The following is a 15,913-nucleotide window of genomic DNA, read 5'->3' on the forward strand; positions in this document are numbered from 1 at the left end:
CTTACCTTGGTCCCGAGCCAGGAATATTGTTAATGCTCAAGTTTTACGCAGACGGCAGGCTGGCAGCGCAGGGGCGACGGCAGGTGCGCCCGGCGCCGGGGCGCGCTATAATGGAAGGTTGACGAGCGCCTTACCCTACATAACGTGACCTACAGCATCAAAGAAATGTTCTACACCCTGCAGGGCGAAGGCGCCCATGCGGGACGTCCGGCCGTGTTCTGCCGCTTCTCGGGCTGCAACCTGTGGAGCGGCCGCGAGGATGACCGCGCCAGCGCGGTCTGCACCTTCTGCGATACCGATTTCGTCGGCACCGACGGCGAAGGCGGCGGCAAGTTCAAGGACGCGGCCGCGCTGGCCGCCGCGATCGACAGCCTGTGGCCGCCGGCCTACACCCCCAGCAAGTACGTGGTCTTCACCGGGGGCGAGCCGCTGCTGCAGCTGGACGCCGCCCTGATCGACGCCATGCACGCGCACGGCTTCACGATCGCCATCGAGACCAACGGCACCCTGCCGGTGCCGCCGGGCGTGGACTGGGTGTGCGTGAGCCCCAAGATGGGCTCCAGGCTGGTGGTCGAGAAGGGCAACGAGATCAAGGTGGTGATTCCGCAGGCGAACCAGGACCTGGCCGCCTACGAGCACCTCGATTTCGAGAACTTCTACGTCCAGCCGATGGACGGCCCGCTGGCCGCCCACAACACCCGCCTGGCGATCGAGACCTGCCGCCGCAACCCCAAGTGGAAGCTCAGCCTCCAGACCCATAAACTCCTCCAGATTCCCTAATTGAGATTGACCAGGCTTCCATGCTGACGATTACCCGCAAGCTCGAATTCGATGCCGGCCACCGGATTCCCGACCACAAGAGCCAGTGCCGCAACCTGCACGGCCACCGCTACACCCTCGAGATCACCCTGCAAGGGGCCGTGATCGACGCCGACGGCAACTCCGACAACGGCATGATCATGGACTTCTCGGACGTCAAGGCGCTGGCCAAGCAGCACCTGGTGGACGTCTGGGACCACGCTTTCCTGGTCTACGACAAGGACGAGAAGGTGCGCGACTTCCTGGCCTCGCTGCCGGGCCACAAGACCGTCGTGATCGACCGCATCCCGACCGTCGAGAACCTGGCCCAGGTCGCCTTCGGCATCCTGAAGACCGTGTTCACCGACCGCTACGGCACCGGCCTGCGCCTGCACAAGCTGGTGCTGCACGAGACCCCGAACTGCTGGGCAGAGATCGTCGATGCCTGAGAAATACATGGCACTCGCCCTGCTGGAAGCGCGCAAGGCGTGGGAGCAGGGCGAGGTGCCGGTGGGCGCGGTGGTGGTCAGGGACGGCGAGGTGATCGCGACCGGCTATAACCAGCCGATCGGCAGCCACGACCCGACCGCCCACGCCGAAATCGTGGCCTTGCGCGCCGCCGCTGGAAAACTCGGCAATTACCGGCTGCCGGGCTGCGAGCTCTACGTGACCCTGGAGCCCTGCATCATGTGCTCCGGCGCCATGATGCACGCTCGCCTGGCGCGGGTGGTCTATGCGGCGCTCGACCCCAAGACCGGCGCCTGCGGCTCGGTGGTCGACCTGTTCGCCGAGGAGCGCCTCAACCACCACACGGAAGTGGTGGGCGGCGTGCTGGCCGACGAGGCCAGCCAGCTGCTGAAATCCTTCTTCGCCGAGCGCCGCGCCGCCGCGCGCAAGCTGCCCGCCGCCTGATCCCGGGGGGGCCGCCATTGCTGGCGGCCTCGAGGCTTGTCCCGCATGAGCGCCGCCCCCACGGCGAAAGTGTTATGCTGATTCCAAGCCGTCCCGCACGGCGACGACAGAGAGCTTAACCAATATCGCTTAACCAATATCGATACTGCGCCGCATGTTACTGGCATTGCGAGCGCGGAACCACCCGTCATGCCGACCCTGAATGCCAATGGACTGCGCATCGCCTTCGACACCGCGGGCGACCCCAAGGCCGTACCACTGCTGCTGGTACACGGACTAGGCATGCAGCTGACCGCCTGGCCCGATGAGTTCGTCGAGGGCCTGGTCGAGCTCGGTTTCTATGTGATCCGCTTCGACAACCGCGATTGCGGCTTGTCGACCAAGTTCGAGCAGGCCGGCGTTCCCAATCTGTTCCTGGCCCGCCTGAAGTCCAGGCTGGGCTGGTCGCTGCGTCCGGCCTATCGCCTCGAGGACATGGCCGAGGATGCGCTGGGCGTGCTGTCCGCGCTGGGCGTGGCGCGTGCCCATGTGGTCGGGGTGTCGATGGGCGGCATGGTGGCCCAGATCCTGGCGGCCCGTCACCCGCAACGGGTATTGAGCCTGACCTCGATCATGTCGAGCAGCGGCCGGCGCGGCCTGCCGGGCCCGCTGCCGAAAGTGCGCCAGGCGCTGGCGCGCAAGCCGGCCAACCCCGCCGACCTGGACAGTATCGTCGACCATACGGTCGCCCTGCTGCGGGAAATCGGCAGCCCCGCCTATCCGACCCCGGAAAAAGCCCTGCGCAAGCGCGTGGCCCGTACTCTGCGGCGCAGCTATTGCCCTGGCGGCCTTGCGCGCCAGATGATGGCGGTGGCCGCCGGCGGCGACCGCAGCGCCGAGCTGCGCAGGATCGGTGCGCCCACCCTCGTGATCCATGGCGCCGCCGATCCGCTGGTGCCGCTGGCCTGCGGCCAGGACACCGCCGAGCAGATCCCGGGCGCCCGGCTCGAGGTCATCGAAGGCATGGGCCACGATTTGCCGCCCCAGCTTGTGGAGCGGCTCCTCGCCTTGATCGACGCCCATGCCCGGGGTAAGATGCTGCCAGACTCAACACCGCGGCTCTTCGTCAAACAGTGATCACCCCACACATCGGCATCGCCATCGTGGCGCCGGGCGGCTACACGTCCGACCCCGCATCCGTCGAACGCGCCATCACGCGCCTCGAAGCCCAGGGCTGCCTGGTCCATAACTATTACGACCAGGCCGCCATCCACCAGCGCTTCGGCGGCACCGACGAGGGCCGGCTGGCGCAACTGCATGCCGCCGTAGCCGATCCCGATGTCCAGCTGATCATCGCGCTGCGCGGCGCCTACGGCATGACCCGGCTGCTGCCGGAGATCGACTTCGAGGCCATCGCGGCCAGCGGCAAGATCGTGGTCGGCTTTTCCGACGTGACGGCCCTGCAGATGGGCCTGCTGGCCAAAACCGGCGCCCTGAGCTATGCCGGGCCGATGATCGCCGGCGACTTTGGCGCCAGGGAGACCGATCCCTTCACCATCGACCAGTTCTGGCGCTGCCTGGCCGGGCCGACCCATACCATCCGCGAGCAGGCCGCCGGGAACCCGGAACTGGAAGTCTGCGGCACCGTCTGGGGCGGCAACCTGGCGATGATCGTCTCGCTGCTGGGCACGCCGTACTTCCCGCGGGTGGAGGGCGGCATCCTGTATGTGGAAGACATCAACGAGCATCCTTACCGGGTGGAGCGCATGCTGCTCCAGCTGCAGCAGGCCGGTGTGCTGGACCGGCAGCGCGCCGTGATCCTGGGCGACTTGTCCGGCTACCGGCTCAGCCCGCAGGACAACGGCTACGATTTCGACGCGATGCTGGCCTACCTGCGCGCGACACTGCCGGTGCCGGTCCTGACCGGCCTGAGCTTTGGCCATATCCAGCGCCGGGTGACCATTCCCTTCGGCGCCCAGGGCCGCCTGGTCTCGAACGCCGGGGGCTTCACGCTCACGCTATCGGATTACCCGACGGTCCGCCGTGGCTGAGCGGCTCGGGCAGCATACCTATTACAGGGCGAGTTCTTCGCCCGACAGCTATCCATCCCTGCAGGGCGAGCGCGAATGCGCCGTTTGCATCATCGGCGCCGGCTTCGCCGGCCTGGGCACGGCGATGTCGCTGGCCGAGCGCGGCGAGCGCGACGTGGTCGTGCTGGAGGCCGAGGAGGTCGGCCACGGCGCTTCGGGCCGCAACGGCGGCTTCGTGTTCGGCGGTTTCTCGCTCGGCGAGCGGGCGCTCCAGCGCAGCGCCGGGACGGCCGCCCGCCAGCTGTACGGCGACACCCTGGCGGCGGTGGGCCTGATCCGCGAACGTATCCGCCGCCACGACATCGCCTGCGAAGCCCGCGAGAGCGGGGTCATCCTGGCCAACTGGTTCAACGACGACCGCATCCTGTTCGAGCAGCAGCGTTTCATGGCCGAGCACATGGGGGTGCAATGGCAGCACCTGGGCCGGGACGAGTTGTCCGACCGGCTGCGGACGCGCCGCTACAAGGGCGGCCTGTTCGAGCCGGGCGGCTTCCATTTCCACCCGCTGAAATACGCCCAGGGCCTGGCGCGCACCCTGGCCCGGTCCGGCGTCACGATCCACGAGCGCAGCCGCGTCACGTCGATCCGCCGCCGCGAGGGCGGCTGGCTGGTCGTGACGGCGCAGGGAACGGTGGCGGCGCGCGAACTGGTGGTCTGCTGCGGCGGCTATCTGGCCAGCCTGCACCGGCGGCTGCGCGCCGCCATCCTGCCGATCGCCACCTATGTGATGGCCACCGAGCCGCTGGGCGAGCGCCTGGCCTCGAGCATCCGCACCGAGGCGGCGGTCTACGACACCCGCTTCGCCTTCGACTATTACCGGGCCTTGCCGGACACCCGACTATTGTGGGGCGGCCGCATTTCGATCCTGCACCGCTCGCCGCGCGCCGTGGCCAGGCTGCTCTACGGCGACATGCTGAAGGTCTATCCCCAGCTCAAGGGGGTGCGGGTCGAACATGCGTGGAGCGGCCTGATGAGCTACGCGCGCCACAAGATGCCCCAGGTCGGCCGCCTTCCGGACGGATTGTGGTACGGCATGGGCTTCGGCGGCCACGGCGTCGCCCCGACCACCCTGGCCGGCGAATTGCTGGCCGGTGCGCTGACCGGGGACGGCGGCCGCCTGCGCCAGTACGCGCGCTGGGGCTTGCTATGGACCGGCGGTCCGGCCGGCCTGGCGGCGGCCCAGGCGACTTACTGGTACTACGGCCTGCGCGACCTGCTGCGCCGCTAATCAGGAGACACGCCTGCGCGTAATGCGAGGCGTCTTCTATAGCGAGAACCTCGGATCAAGCGGTCTTGACCTGACGCTTCTGTGGTCTGCGCTCTACCCAATGAGAATAAGTCCTGTGGCTTTGGAGTATCTTGGCCGGCTCTACGCGGGCAGTCACTCCCTCGCCGTGCAATTATCGTTTTGCACGGCAAGAGTACCGCTGCCGCAGAATCGAACTATTCAACCAGCGTCCCGTGGTTTACGGCTAATGCTCTGCATTAGCCCTAATACTCCGATTCCGAAGAGTAAAAGTACAGCAGGTTCGGGCACCGGATTCTCTTCACTCATCGGGGCGGCAAAGTTGTCGAGCGTTGTGAATAGCGTGGTATTTTGTCCGATTTCGCTCACGTCAATCGAGTTAATCTGTGCTGTGAGATCTGCGTTGCCGAGCGCGATAATGTCCGCTCGCACCTGATCAAATTTGTCTGGGTCAAACTGAAGATCCGAAACGCCAAGATCGGACATCGTGGCGAGCAAGGCGGTAAGATTTCCTCCAACTAAACTGTCGCAGCCCTCTATGTCTTGAAAAAACGATTGCATCGCGTTTAGCTGGATTGCCGCGAACGTCGCGTTTTCTGCCAATACCGCTCCTTGATAACGCTCCATGGAAACAAGCGCATTCTGCCGGGCTTCCAGGCAGCGCGTCATCGACGACGTCAACTGCGACATTGCGGCGTCGAATTGGGCATCAAGCCAGCTCTGGAAAGGGGTGTCTGTATTTGAATACGTTGCGACTACCGTATAGTTGGCGTCCGGCGGATCCTGAGCAATTTTACGCTCAACATCGGAGACGTGGCTTGCGTAGACGCCAACGACACCGGCAGCCACAAGCGCCATTGCCGGTAGCGAACCGGCCCCAATCGCCGCGACAGCTGCTGCCGCCAGCGCAACGTAGCCAAGCCACTCCAGGACGGGACTCTCATTGTCGGAAGTCAGGCCTGGCGCAATCACCCCGAGGCAGCCCTTTAAGCCTTCCGCGCATCCGATCGCATTCAAGACATTACTCACCTTGTTTGTTTCGTCCGCAGATTTTGCCCAGCGCGCTTTCTCTTGCTGACTCAGCGCTACCTTGACGGCGCCGGACGTCAAGACCGCGGCTTGGTCGCCCCGGACGGTTTTCCCGTTAATGCCGGAAACGGAGAAGTACGCGTCGGTAAAGTTCGAATTGGACGCCGATACTGAGCGCGTGAGGAGGGAAAGCGAATTGATGTTGGCTGTGTTAAATGAAAAACTTTGCAGATCAGCCAGCCCATAACTCCAGGTCGCCGTTCCCAACTCAGGCACAGTTGCACCCCATGAGAATTGGAAGTTTGTGATGTTTCCTCGCCCGATCACGGTGCCGCCTGGCAAAGGAAAATTAATGCTGTACGTGAAGCTGCCTTGTCCACCGAAGATTCCCGTGGCAGTACCCGTATTGTCGCGGGCCGTATAATCAAATGTAACCGTCTCCAATACCGCAGCGTGAGCCAGACCATTATTTAGCCCGGCGCATAGGCCGAGCAACACTAGCAGCTTTCTCATATGGGCTCCCCTCAGTCCAACGTAGAGTAGACGACTGGCCAGGCGCAGACCTATACGCGAGCAGTAAGCCCCAAATCGAAGCGCTGGCCAACCAAGTAACCGCGTCAACTAGAAAAGCGAGTTTTATGCCCGTTATATAAACACCTGTTTTCTCTTCGTATTTACTCTGCGAAATGGGCGAGTTGTAAGAAAACTCGACCGCCACCTTGGTCGTTTCCGAAGGTAATGCTGCCGTCTCTGGCCTTGCGCGCCCAGGCGTCGATGCCGATCTGCACCGCGCCGGCTTCGCAGGGATGTCGAGCGCGAAGCTGTAAGGGCCGAGGTTGCCATGGCTGACCTGTCCGCTCACCTCCCAACCGGATTGCGCCTGCGCTGCCGGATATCACCCCAGGCATCCGAGCAGCAGGGGCGCATCGAAGAAGCACGCGTGATGCCCACCTCCTGTGCTTCGGTGCGCCAAGCATAGCAAGCGCAGCTGCGCCCACGTTTCGTTCGCAGGGCGTTCCGGACCAAAACAAGTGACAATACAACATCGCCGCCGCCTCCCAAGGAGGGGCCCGGGATGGTAGAATAGCCGGTTATCCGATCGGCGAAATCCGCCGACCAACGCTTCCAAAGGTACACCGTGCTCTCTACTGCCAATATCACGATGCAATTCGGCGCCAAGCCGCTGTTCGAAAACATTTCCGTCAAGTTCGGCGAAGGCAACCGCTACGGCCTGATCGGCGCGAACGGCTGCGGCAAGTCGACTTTCATGAAGATCCTCGGCGGCGACCTCGAGCCGTCCGCCGGCAACGTCAGCCTGGACCCGGGCGAGCGTCTCGGCAAGCTGCGCCAGGACCAGTTCGCCTACGAAGACGTGCGCGTGCTCGACGTCGTCATGATGGGCCACACCGAGCTGTGGAACGCCATCTCGGAGCGCGACGCCATCTACGCGAACCCGGAAGCGACCGACGAAGACTACATGCGCGCCGCCGAGCTCGAAGGCAAGGTCGCGGAATACGACGGCTATTCGGCCGAAGCGCGCGCCGGCGAGCTGCTGCTCGGCCTGGACATCGCCAGCGACCTGCACCAGGGCCCGATGAGCGCCGTGGCGCCCGGCTGGAAGCTGCGCGTGCTGCTGGCCCAGGCCCTGTTCTCGAATCCGGACATCCTGCTGCTGGACGAACCGACCAACAACCTGGACATCAACACGATCCGCTGGCTGGAAGACATCCTCAACGAGCGCAACTCGACGATGATCATCATTTCCCACGACCGCCACTTCCTGAACCAGGTCTGCACCCACGTGGCCGACATGGACTACGGCACCCTGAAGGTCTATCCGGGCAACTACGACGACTACATGCTGGCGTCGACCCAGGCCCGCAACCAGCAGCTCGCCAACAATGCCAAGGCCAAGGAAAAGGTCGCGGAACTGCAGGACTTCGTGCGCCGCTTCTCGGCCAACAAATCCAAGGCGCGCCAGGCGACCTCGCGCGCCAAGCAGATCGACAAGATCAAGATCGAGGAATTCAAGCCTTCCTCGCGCGCCTATCCCTTCGTGCGCTTCGAAGGCGAGAAGAAGCTGCACCGCCTGGCGGTGGAGACCGAAGGCCTGTCGAAAGCCTATGACCGCCAGCTGTTCAAGAATTTCTCGATCATGGTCGAGGCCGGCGAACGCATCGCGATCATCGGCGCCAACGGCGCCGGCAAGACCACCTTGCTGCGCTGCATCGGCGGCAAGGAGATCACCGGCCTCGACGCCGACCAGGGCCGCGTGAAGTGGGCCGAGAACGCCAACGTCGGCTACATGCCGCAGGACCCGACCGAGGAATTCGCCGGCGGCGAGAACCTGACCGACTGGATGGGCCAGTGGACCCAGGAAGGTGACGACGACCAGGCCGTGCGCTCCATCCTGGGCCGCCTGCTGTTCGGCGGCGATGAAGTGAAGAAATCGGTGAAAGTGCTGTCCGGTGGCGAAAAGGGCCGCATGATGTACGGCAAGCTGATGCTGGGCCGCCACAACGTCATGCTGCTGGACGAACCGACCAACCACATGGACATGGAATCGATCGAGTCCCTCAACATCGCGCTCGACAAATACGCCGGCACCCTGGTGTTCGTGTCGCACGACCGCGAATTCGTGTCCTCGCTGGCCACCCGCATCCTGGAGATCCGCGAGAACGAGATCGTCGACTTCCAGGGCAACTACGAGGAATACCTGAAGAGCCAGGGCATCGACTGATGAGGCAGGGCAGGGCGACCTGCCCTCTGCAGCTTCCGTTTCATTGTGAGATCATAGCTTTATGAACACAGTCCTTCCGATCAAGACCTACGAATACGACCGCCCGGTCGCCGGCGCCGCCTGTACCGCCGAAGCCTGGGCCCGTACGCCCGCCGCGCCGAGCGCGGCCGAAAAAACCGAGCTCAAGGAACGCATCCGCCGCCTGCTCAAGGAGCGCGATGCGGTGCTGGTGGCCCACTATTACGTGGACGCCGACCTGCAGGACCTGGCCGAGGAAACCGGCGGCTGCGTCTCGGACTCGCTGGAAATGGCGCGCTTCGGGCGCGACCACCCGGCCAAGACCCTGGTGGTCGCCGGCGTGCGCTTCATGGGCGAAACCTCGAAGATCCTGAACCCGGAAAAGACGGTGCTGATGCCGGACCTGGACGCGACCTGCTCGCTGGACCTGGGCTGCCCGGCCGACGAGTTCGCGGCCTTCTGCGACCAGCATCCGGATCGCACGGTGGTCGTGTACGCCAACACCAGCGCCGCCGTGAAGGCGCGCGCCGACTGGATGGTGACCTCGTCGATCGGCCTGGACATCGTCAAGCACCTGCACGAGCAGGGCAAGAAGATCCTGTGGGCGCCGGACCGCCACCTGGGCGCCTGGATCCAGAAGCAGACCGGCGCCGACATGCTGCTGTGGCAAGGTTCCTGCCTGGTGCACGACGAATTCAAGGGCATCGAACTCGACCTGCTCAAGGCCGAGCACCCGGACGCCAAGGTGCTGGTGCACCCGGAATCGCCGGCTTCGGTGGTGGCCCAGGCCGACGTGGTCGGCTCGACCACCCAGCTGATCAACGCCGCGCGCGACCTGGACGCCAGCACCTTCATCGTCGCCACCGACAACGGCATCCTGCACAAGATGCGCATGGCCGCGCCGGGCAAGACCTTCATCGAAGCCCCGACCGCCGGCAACAGCGCGACCTGCAAGAGCTGCGCCCACTGCCCGTGGATGGCCATGAACGGCTTGCGCAACCTGGCCGAAGTGCTGGAGAGCGGCGCCAACCAGGTGCACGTCGATCCGGAGATTGGCCGCCAGGCCAAGCGCGCGATCGACCGCATGCTGGACTTCGCAGCCGCCAAGAAGGCCAAGGCGCTGCCGCAAGGCGCGCTGGAGCAGAACGCGACCCTGTTCTCGGGAGTGGGCCCGGCATGACGACCCTGCGCAATCCCTTCATCGACGACAACGCCTTCGACGAAAAACTGCAGGCGGCGTTCGAGCAGAACATCCTGGCCGCCTTGCTGGAAGACGTCGGCACCGGCGACCTGACCGGCATGCTGGTCCCGGGCGACACCCGCGTCCAGGCGCGGGTCATCGTGCGCGAAGCCGCCGTGCTGTGCGGCGCGCCCTGGTTCGAGGGCGTGATGCTGGCCGTCGACCAGGACCTGGACATCGACTGGAAATACGCCGAGGGCGACCTGATGAGCGCGGACTCCGTGGTCTGCACCATCGCCGGCTCGCCGCGCTCGCTGCTGACCGCCGAGCGCGCGGCCCTGAACTTCATGCAGCTGCTGTCGGGCGTGGCAACCGTCACCCGCAAGTACGTGGACATTATCGCCGGCACCAGTGCCGCGATCCTCGACACCCGCAAGACCCTGCCGGGCCTGCGCCTGGCGCAGAAGTACGCGGTGCGCGTGGGCGGCGGCAAGAACCAGCGCATGGCCCTCTACGACGGCATCCTGATCAAGGAAAACCACATCGCGGCGGCCGGCGGCGTGACCAACGCGCTCAAGGCGGCCGACGCCCTGAACGCCGGCGTGCCGGTGCAGATCGAGGTGGAAACCATCGTCCAGCTGGAAGAAGCGCTGGCGGCCGGCGTCAAGTCGGTCCTGCTGGATAACTTCGACCTGGACATGATGCGCGAAGCGGTCAAGGTGAATGCCGGCCGCGCGCTGCTCGAAGCCTCGGGCGGCGTCAACATCGGCACCGTGCGCGCCATCGCCGAGACCGGCGTGGACCGCATCTCGATCGGCAGCCTGACCAAGGACGTGCGCGCGACCGACTACTCGCTGCGTATCGTCGGCTGATGTCGACCGCCAAGCTCAAGCGGGCGATGGGCTCGCGGCTGTTCTGGCTGGGCTTCGGCCTGCTGCTGGGACTGCCTCAGATCGCCGACGGGGTGCGCTACGACCTGAACGGCGAGCTGTTCTTCGGCGTCGGCATGGTCCTGCTGGGGATCCGCGGCTTCCTGCGCCCGGTCGTGATCGGCCGCGCCCTGCGCATGAAGGCGGACAGCGAGGCCGACACCATCGGCTCGCCGAAGCTGATCGGCGCGTTGTCGCTGTCCATGGCGGCCTTCATCGTCATCGGCGTGGTCCTGAAGATCCTTTCCCGGCCCTGAGCTAGACCCCGCTTTCGCTGGCCCGCGCCAGCGCCTCCGCGCGCGGACTGCGCAGCACGACCGGCTCGCCCACCTGGGCGGCGATCCCGTCGATGGCCGCCATCACCTTCTCCGGGTGGGCGTAATGGAACATGTGGCCGGTGCCCGGCTCCAGTTCCAGCTGGCTGTTGTGCAAGCCCTCATGCAGCCGCTCCGCATTGTGGCCCGAACTGGCGACCTTGTCCTGGGTGCCGGCCAGGATCGTGGCCGGCACCTTCAATTCTCCATAGCGCCCGGACAGCGACATCGCAGCCGGGATCATCATCGCGCTTTCCGCCGCGGCGGCGCGCAGCTGGCCGGGCCGCAGCGCCATCCACACCGGCATGCCACTGAAACGCTCGGAAACCGGCATCGGCGAGAAGGCGCGCTTGATCACCGGGCGCCAGATCATGCGGGACACCAGGGGCGACACCGTGTAGCGCATCAGGTCGCCGATCACCGGTACGGCCGGCGGCGAGGACAGCGGCGCATCGAGCCGCACACTGGGGTAGTAGTAGCCCGACATCAGGACCAGGCCGCGCACGAAGTCCGGCACCTGCAAGCCCATCGCCAGCGCCACCATGGTGCCCCAGGAATGGCCGAGGACGATGGCGGAATCGACGCCGATCTCCTGCAGCGCGCGGTGCAGCAGGCGCGCCTGCTTGTCCGGGGTCCACACGGTAGTGCGCGGCCGCTCGCTGTAGCCGAAGCCGGGGCGGTCGAAGGCGATCACGCGATAGTGGCTGGACGCCATGTCGAGCAGGCCGCTGAGCTCGAAATCCTTCGAGTACACGCCATTGCCGTGCAGGAGGACCAGCGCCGGGCCTTCGCCGCGCTCCAGGTAGTGCAGGCGTACGCCGTCCACGGTCACGAACTTGCCTTCGGGCGGATGCTCGCGCTCCACCTGGCGGGTACGGGCCTGGACGAATAGCCAGGAAGCGGCAAGTCCGGCGGCGGCCCACAGCAGTCCGGGACGCAGGCCCGAGGAAGGCCGGGAGCGCATGGAATAGCTTCGGTAAGAATCGTTCACAGTGTTCCCCTATGGTCGATGAGGGCGGGCGGCAGCCCGGGTGGCCGCGCATTCAGCAACTGCGCCACCAGCGGCAGCACGTGCTCGGCGGATTCGTCGAGCTTCAGGTGCAGCAGGTCGTCGGCCCGCGTGCGCCCGAGGTTGAGGGCGGCGATCGGTTTACCGCTCTGGGTCGCCATGCGGCAGAAGCGGAAGCCCGAGTACACCATCAGCGAAGAGCCGATTACCAGCAGTGAATCGGCCTTTTCCATTTGCGCCAGCGCGCAGGCCGTGCGGGCCGCCGGCACGTTATCGCCGAAAAAGACAACGTCCGGCATCAGAGCGCCGCCGCAATGCACGCAGTGCGGCAGCCTGAAGTCGGTCAGCGCGTCGGGTTCGAGGGCCGCGTCGCCGTCGGGCAGCGGCAGCGCCATCGACCGGGCGACGTCCGGATTGGCCTCCTCGAGCTGGGCCTGGACGAAGGCGCGCGGAAACTGGGCCTCGCAGGCGAGGCATTTCACGTGGTGGATGTTGCCGTGCAGCTCGAGCACGGCATGGCTGCCGGCCTGGTGGTGCAGGCCGTCGACGTTCTGGGTGAGGATGAAACCGATCCTGCCGCTGGCCTCGAGCGCGGCCAGTGCCTGGTGGCCGCCGTTGGGCGTGGCCTTGGCCAGCACCGGCCAGCCGACCATGCTGCGCGCCCAGTAGCGGCGCTGGACGGCTTCGGAACGGCGGAACTCGGGACCCTGGATGGGTTGCTTGCCGCGCCGCGTGCCGTCACGGTCGCGGTAGTCGGGAATGCCGGACGCGGTCGACAAGCCGGCCCCGGTCAGCACCAGGGTGCGGGTGTGCCGATCGAGGAAGGCGGCCAGTTCCTCCGCGCGGTCCTGAACGGTAAATGCTTCTGCCATGTTGCGAGATCCTCCCTATGCATGGGATCGTAGCATTCTTGCCGCGGGCCTCGGAACACGATTCCATGGCTACATACCGGCGCCTCGGCAGGCCGGCGAATTAGCGGGCGGACACTGCGATCCCGCCGACGATCATGGCGAAGGCAAGCACATGGTAGAGATGCGGCGGCTCGCCCAGGAAAGCCGAGGACAGCAGGGCCGTGAACAGCGGCGTGAGGTTGATGAAGAAAGCGCCGATACTGGGACCGGCGCGCTGCACGCCGGCGCCCCAGAAGCGCATCGCCAGGATCGCCGGGCCGATGGCCACGTAGAGCAAGGCCGCGGCCAGCTGCCAGCTCCAGACGATCGCGACGTCCTTGAGCGCCCATTCGCCGCCCGCCAGCGCGGCCGACCACAGCACCCCGTAGGCCACCTGGGCCAGCAGGAAGGCGGCCCAGTCCTGGCGCAGCGCGGGCACGTCCTTCTGCTGCATCAGCATCCAGCTGTAGAAGGACCAGGCAATGGTCGCCAGGATCATGTACAGGTCGCCGACCACCAGGCGCAGCGCGGCCAGCTGTTCCAGGTCGCCCCGGCACATGACCACCAGCACCCCGAGGATGGACAGGATCGCCCCGGCCACCTGGCGGCGCTTGACCGGCACCCCGTAGAACAGGCGCCCGACCAGCAGCATCCAGACCGGAATTCCCGACGCCACCAGGGTGACGTTGATCGGGGTGGAGGTCTGCAGGGCCAGGTATTGCAGCGAGTTGTACAGGCCCACGCTGAGCAGGCCCAGGACGCAGTAGCGGCGCCAGTTCATCCTTACCCCGCTGCCGGCGCGCAGGGCGGCCCGCCCGAGCGGCACGAGGATAGCCAGCGCGAGCACCCAGCGGATCAGGTTCAGGGTCATCGGCGGCACGGCGTCGCGCACCAGGCGGCCGACGACGGCGTTGCCGGCCCACAAGACGGGTGGAATCGTCAGGGCCAGTATGGTGGAGGGGGTGAGGGCTTGGCGGTTCATCAGGAAAGCGGCCCGCCTAAGCGGGCCGGTGCAGCAGGCAGTGTAGCAAATTAACGGCGGCGCGGCGTGAGCACGCTTGGCAGGGCCTTCGGCAGCGTGTCGGGGAAATCGCGCGAGAAGTGCAGGCCGCGGCTCTCGTGGCGCGACAAGGCGCTGCGCACGATCAGGTGGGCCACCTCGACCAGGTTGCGCAGCTCCAGCAGGTCCGGCGTGATGCGGAAGTTGCGGTAGTACTCGTCGATCTCCTCCTTGAGCAGCTTGATGCGGTGCATGGCCCGCTCCAGGCGCTTGGTGGTCCGCACGATGCCCACATAATTCCACATGAAGCGGCGCAGTTCGTCCCAGTTGTGGGCGATCACCACTTCCTCGTCGGCATTGGTGACGCGGCTTTCGTCCCAGGGCGGCAGCACAGGATTTTCGACCCGGGGCGCGGCCGCGATCTGGTGCGCGCAGGCGCGGCCTACGACCACGCATTCGAGCAGCGAGTTGCTGGCCAGGCGGTTGGCGCCATGCAGGCCGGTGCAGGCGGTCTCGCCCACCGCGTACAGGCCGGGGATGTCGGTGCGCCCGGCCAGGTCGGTGACGATGCCGCCGCAGGTGAAGTGCACCGCCGGCACCACGGGAATCGCTTCCTTGGTGATGTCGATGCCCAGCTCCAGGCAGCGCGCGTAGATGGTCGGGAAGTGTTCCTTGAGGAAGGCCGGATCCTGGTGGCTGATGTCCAGGTGCACGTAATCCAGGCCGCGCTTTTTCATCTCGAAGTCGATGGCGCGTGCGACCACGTCGCGCGGGGCCAGTTCGCCGCGTTCGTCGTGGGCCGGCATGAAGCGCGTGCCGGCGGCGGCGCCGGCTTCCGGCGGCAGCTTGAGCAGGCCGCCTTCGCCGCGGATCGCCTCGGTGATCAGGAAGGACTTGGCGTAAGGGTGGTACAGGCAGGTCGGGTGGAACTGGATGAATTCCATGTTCGACACGCGGCAGCCGGCGCGCCAGGCCATCGCGATGCCGTCGCCGGTGGCGGTGTCGGGATTCGTGGTGTACAGGTAGACCTTGCCGGCGCCGCCGGTGGCCAGCACGGTGTGCTCGGCCTCCACGGTGAGCACCTTGCCGTTGCGCTCGTCCTGCACGTACAGGCCGTAGCAGCGCGGCTGTCCGACCAGATGGGGCGCATTGCCCTGGATGCCGTTGGCCGTGAGCTTGTCGGAAGTGATGAGGTCGATCGCGCAGTGGTGCTCGAACAGCTCAATGTTCGGATGGGCGCGCACCTTCTGCTCCAGCGTCACCTGGACGGCGTGGCCGGTGGCGTCGGCGGCGTGAATGATGCGGCGCTGGCTGTGGCCGCCTTCGCGGGTCAGGTGGAAGCCGAGTTCGGCGGTTTCGTCGCGGGTGAAGGGCACGCCTTGCTCGATCAGCCATTCGATGGCTTCGCGGCCGTGTTCGACGATGTAACGGGTGGCGGCTTCGTCGCACAGCCCGGCGCCGGCCACCAGGGTATCGGCGATGTGCTGGTCGTGGCTGTCGCCCGAATCGAGCACGGCGGCGATGCCGCCCTGGGCCCAGTTGCTGGCGCCGTCGAGGAGTTCGCGTTTCGAAATGATCGCAACGCGTTTGGTTTGCGCGAGATGCAGGGCCACCGACAGGCCGGCCAGACCGCTGCCGACAATAGCGACGTCAAATTTCATGGCAAATGTCATATTTGTACAGAGGCATCACTATAGACGATTTGCGCTGGCCGCGTCAGGCCGCCCCCCCGGCAGCCGGCCGGTTGCGTACGCGGCCGCACGGAGACGCCCTTGCATC

At 65.9% G+C, this 15,913-nt stretch carries 15 protein-coding genes; 10 read left to right on the top strand and 5 right to left on the bottom strand.

Annotated elements, in window-relative coordinates; all coding sequences use genetic code 11:
• Positions 1 to 144 precede the first annotated feature (144 nt).
• The 6 genes from queE (at position 145) to J8847_RS13680 (ending at position 5,007) form a co-directional block, all read left to right on the top strand.
• Complete coding sequence (gene queE / locus J8847_RS13655; protein ID WP_211525259.1) at positions 145 to 780, top strand: 7-carboxy-7-deazaguanine synthase; 636 nt, start codon at positions 145 to 147, stop codon at positions 778 to 780.
• A gap of 20 nt (positions 781 to 800) precedes the next feature.
• The gene (queD, locus tag J8847_RS13660) at positions 801 to 1,247 is read left to right on the top strand and encodes a 6-carboxytetrahydropterin synthase QueD (RefSeq protein WP_211525260.1); all 447 of its coding nucleotides are present in this window, start codon (positions 801 to 803) and stop codon (positions 1,245 to 1,247) included.
• A complete protein-coding gene (tadA, locus tag J8847_RS13665; RefSeq protein ID WP_211525261.1) occupies positions 1,240 to 1,710 on the top strand; it encodes a tRNA adenosine(34) deaminase TadA in 471 nt (156 codons plus the stop codon). The genes queD and tadA overlap by 8 nt, the downstream gene beginning before the upstream one ends.
• A 189-nt stretch (positions 1,711 to 1,899) precedes the next feature.
• The gene (locus J8847_RS13670; RefSeq protein WP_211525262.1) at positions 1,900 to 2,826 is read left to right on the top strand and encodes an alpha/beta fold hydrolase; all 927 of its coding nucleotides are present in this window, start codon (positions 1,900 to 1,902) and stop codon (positions 2,824 to 2,826) included.
• Positions 2,823 to 3,740, top strand: a complete 918-nt coding sequence (gene ldcA, locus J8847_RS13675) for a muramoyltetrapeptide carboxypeptidase (RefSeq protein WP_211525263.1) — start codon at positions 2,823 to 2,825, stop codon at positions 3,738 to 3,740. Before J8847_RS13670 ends, ldcA begins: the two co-directional genes overlap by 4 nt.
• Positions 3,733 to 5,007 carry an FAD-binding oxidoreductase gene (locus J8847_RS13680; RefSeq protein WP_211525264.1) on the top strand — a complete coding sequence of 425 codons (1,275 nt, stop codon included), beginning with the start codon at positions 3,733 to 3,735 and terminating at the stop codon, positions 5,005 to 5,007. The genes ldcA and J8847_RS13680 overlap by 8 nt, the downstream gene beginning before the upstream one ends.
• Before the next feature lie 219 nt (positions 5,008 to 5,226).
• Here J8847_RS13680 and J8847_RS13685 read toward each other — a convergent pair whose 3' ends face one another.
• Positions 5,227 to 6,567, bottom strand: a complete 1,341-nt coding sequence (locus J8847_RS13685; protein ID WP_211525265.1) for a PEP-CTERM sorting domain-containing protein — start codon at positions 6,565 to 6,567, stop codon at positions 5,227 to 5,229.
• Positions 6,568 to 7,192: 625 nt separating this feature from the next.
• Here J8847_RS13685 and J8847_RS13690 point away from each other — a divergent pair.
• The 4 genes from J8847_RS13690 (at position 7,193) to J8847_RS13705 (ending at position 11,178) form a co-directional block, all read left to right on the top strand.
• Positions 7,193 to 8,794, top strand: coding sequence for an ABC-F family ATPase (locus tag J8847_RS13690; RefSeq protein WP_211525266.1), 1,602 nt, complete (start codon positions 7,193 to 7,195; stop codon positions 8,792 to 8,794).
• 61 nt (positions 8,795 to 8,855) lie between these two features.
• Positions 8,856 to 9,992, top strand: coding sequence for a quinolinate synthase NadA (nadA, locus tag J8847_RS13695; RefSeq protein WP_211525267.1), 1,137 nt, complete (start codon positions 8,856 to 8,858; stop codon positions 9,990 to 9,992).
• Positions 9,989 to 10,864: a carboxylating nicotinate-nucleotide diphosphorylase gene (nadC, locus tag J8847_RS13700; protein ID WP_211525268.1), complete on the top strand. Its 876-nt coding sequence runs from the start codon at positions 9,989 to 9,991 to the stop codon at positions 10,862 to 10,864. Before nadA ends, nadC begins: the two co-directional genes overlap by 4 nt.
• Positions 10,864 to 11,178 (top strand): hypothetical protein, encoded by a 315-nt coding sequence (locus J8847_RS13705; RefSeq protein ID WP_211525269.1) that lies wholly within the window; start codon positions 10,864 to 10,866, stop codon positions 11,176 to 11,178. Before nadC ends, J8847_RS13705 begins: the two co-directional genes overlap by 1 nt.
• Position 11,179: 1 nt before the next feature.
• Here the strand turns inward: J8847_RS13705 and J8847_RS13710 are convergent, their stop codons facing one another.
• The 4 genes from J8847_RS13710 to nadB form a co-directional block, all read right to left on the bottom strand.
• A complete protein-coding gene (locus J8847_RS13710; RefSeq protein WP_211525270.1) occupies positions 11,180 to 12,199 on the bottom strand; it encodes an alpha/beta fold hydrolase in 1,020 nt (339 codons plus the stop codon).
• Between the two features lie 23 nt (positions 12,200 to 12,222).
• Positions 12,223 to 13,116 carry an NAD-dependent protein deacetylase gene (locus tag J8847_RS13715; RefSeq protein ID WP_211525271.1) on the bottom strand — a complete coding sequence of 298 codons (894 nt, stop codon included), beginning with the start codon at positions 13,114 to 13,116 and terminating at the stop codon, positions 12,223 to 12,225.
• Between the two features lie 100 nt (positions 13,117 to 13,216).
• Complete coding sequence (locus J8847_RS13720; protein ID WP_211525272.1) at positions 13,217 to 14,116, bottom strand: DMT family transporter; 900 nt, start codon at positions 14,114 to 14,116, stop codon at positions 13,217 to 13,219.
• A 50-nt stretch (positions 14,117 to 14,166) separates the two neighbouring features.
• Positions 14,167 to 15,795, bottom strand: coding sequence for an L-aspartate oxidase (gene nadB / locus J8847_RS13725; protein ID WP_211525273.1), 1,629 nt, complete (start codon positions 15,793 to 15,795; stop codon positions 14,167 to 14,169).
• Positions 15,796 to 15,913 lie beyond the last annotated feature (118 nt).

The organism is Massilia sp. AB1 (assembly GCF_018119385.1).
Taxonomy (GTDB): Bacteria; Pseudomonadota; Gammaproteobacteria; order Burkholderiales; family Burkholderiaceae_D; genus Telluria.

Bases quoted from the DNA above. Each gene is read 5' to 3' on its own strand.
- J8847_RS13720 (WP_211525272.1), bottom strand. From the start codon at position 14,116: ATGAACCGCCAAGCCCTCACCCCCTCCACCATACTGGCCCTGACGATT.
- J8847_RS13685 (WP_211525265.1), bottom strand. From the start codon at position 6,567: ATGAGAAAGCTGCTAGTGTTGCTCGGCCTATGCGCCGGGCTAAATAAT.
- nadC (WP_211525268.1), top strand. From the start codon at position 9,989: ATGACGACCCTGCGCAATCCCTTCATCGACGACAACGCCTTCGACGAA.
- nadB (WP_211525273.1), bottom strand. From the start codon at position 15,795: ATGAAATTTGACGTCGCTATTGTCGGCAGCGGTCTGGCCGGCCTGTCG.
- J8847_RS13710 (WP_211525270.1), bottom strand. From the start codon at position 12,199: ATGCGCTCCCGGCCTTCCTCGGGCCTGCGTCCCGGACTGCTGTGGGCC.
- nadA (WP_211525267.1), top strand. From the start codon at position 8,856: ATGAACACAGTCCTTCCGATCAAGACCTACGAATACGACCGCCCGGTC.
- queD (WP_211525260.1), top strand. From the start codon at position 801: ATGCTGACGATTACCCGCAAGCTCGAATTCGATGCCGGCCACCGGATT.
- tadA (WP_211525261.1), top strand. From the start codon at position 1,240: ATGCCTGAGAAATACATGGCACTCGCCCTGCTGGAAGCGCGCAAGGCG.
- J8847_RS13715 (WP_211525271.1), bottom strand. From the start codon at position 13,116: ATGGCAGAAGCATTTACCGTTCAGGACCGCGCGGAGGAACTGGCCGCC.
- J8847_RS13670 (WP_211525262.1), top strand. From the start codon at position 1,900: ATGCCGACCCTGAATGCCAATGGACTGCGCATCGCCTTCGACACCGCG.
- J8847_RS13705 (WP_211525269.1), top strand. From the start codon at position 10,864: ATGTCGACCGCCAAGCTCAAGCGGGCGATGGGCTCGCGGCTGTTCTGG.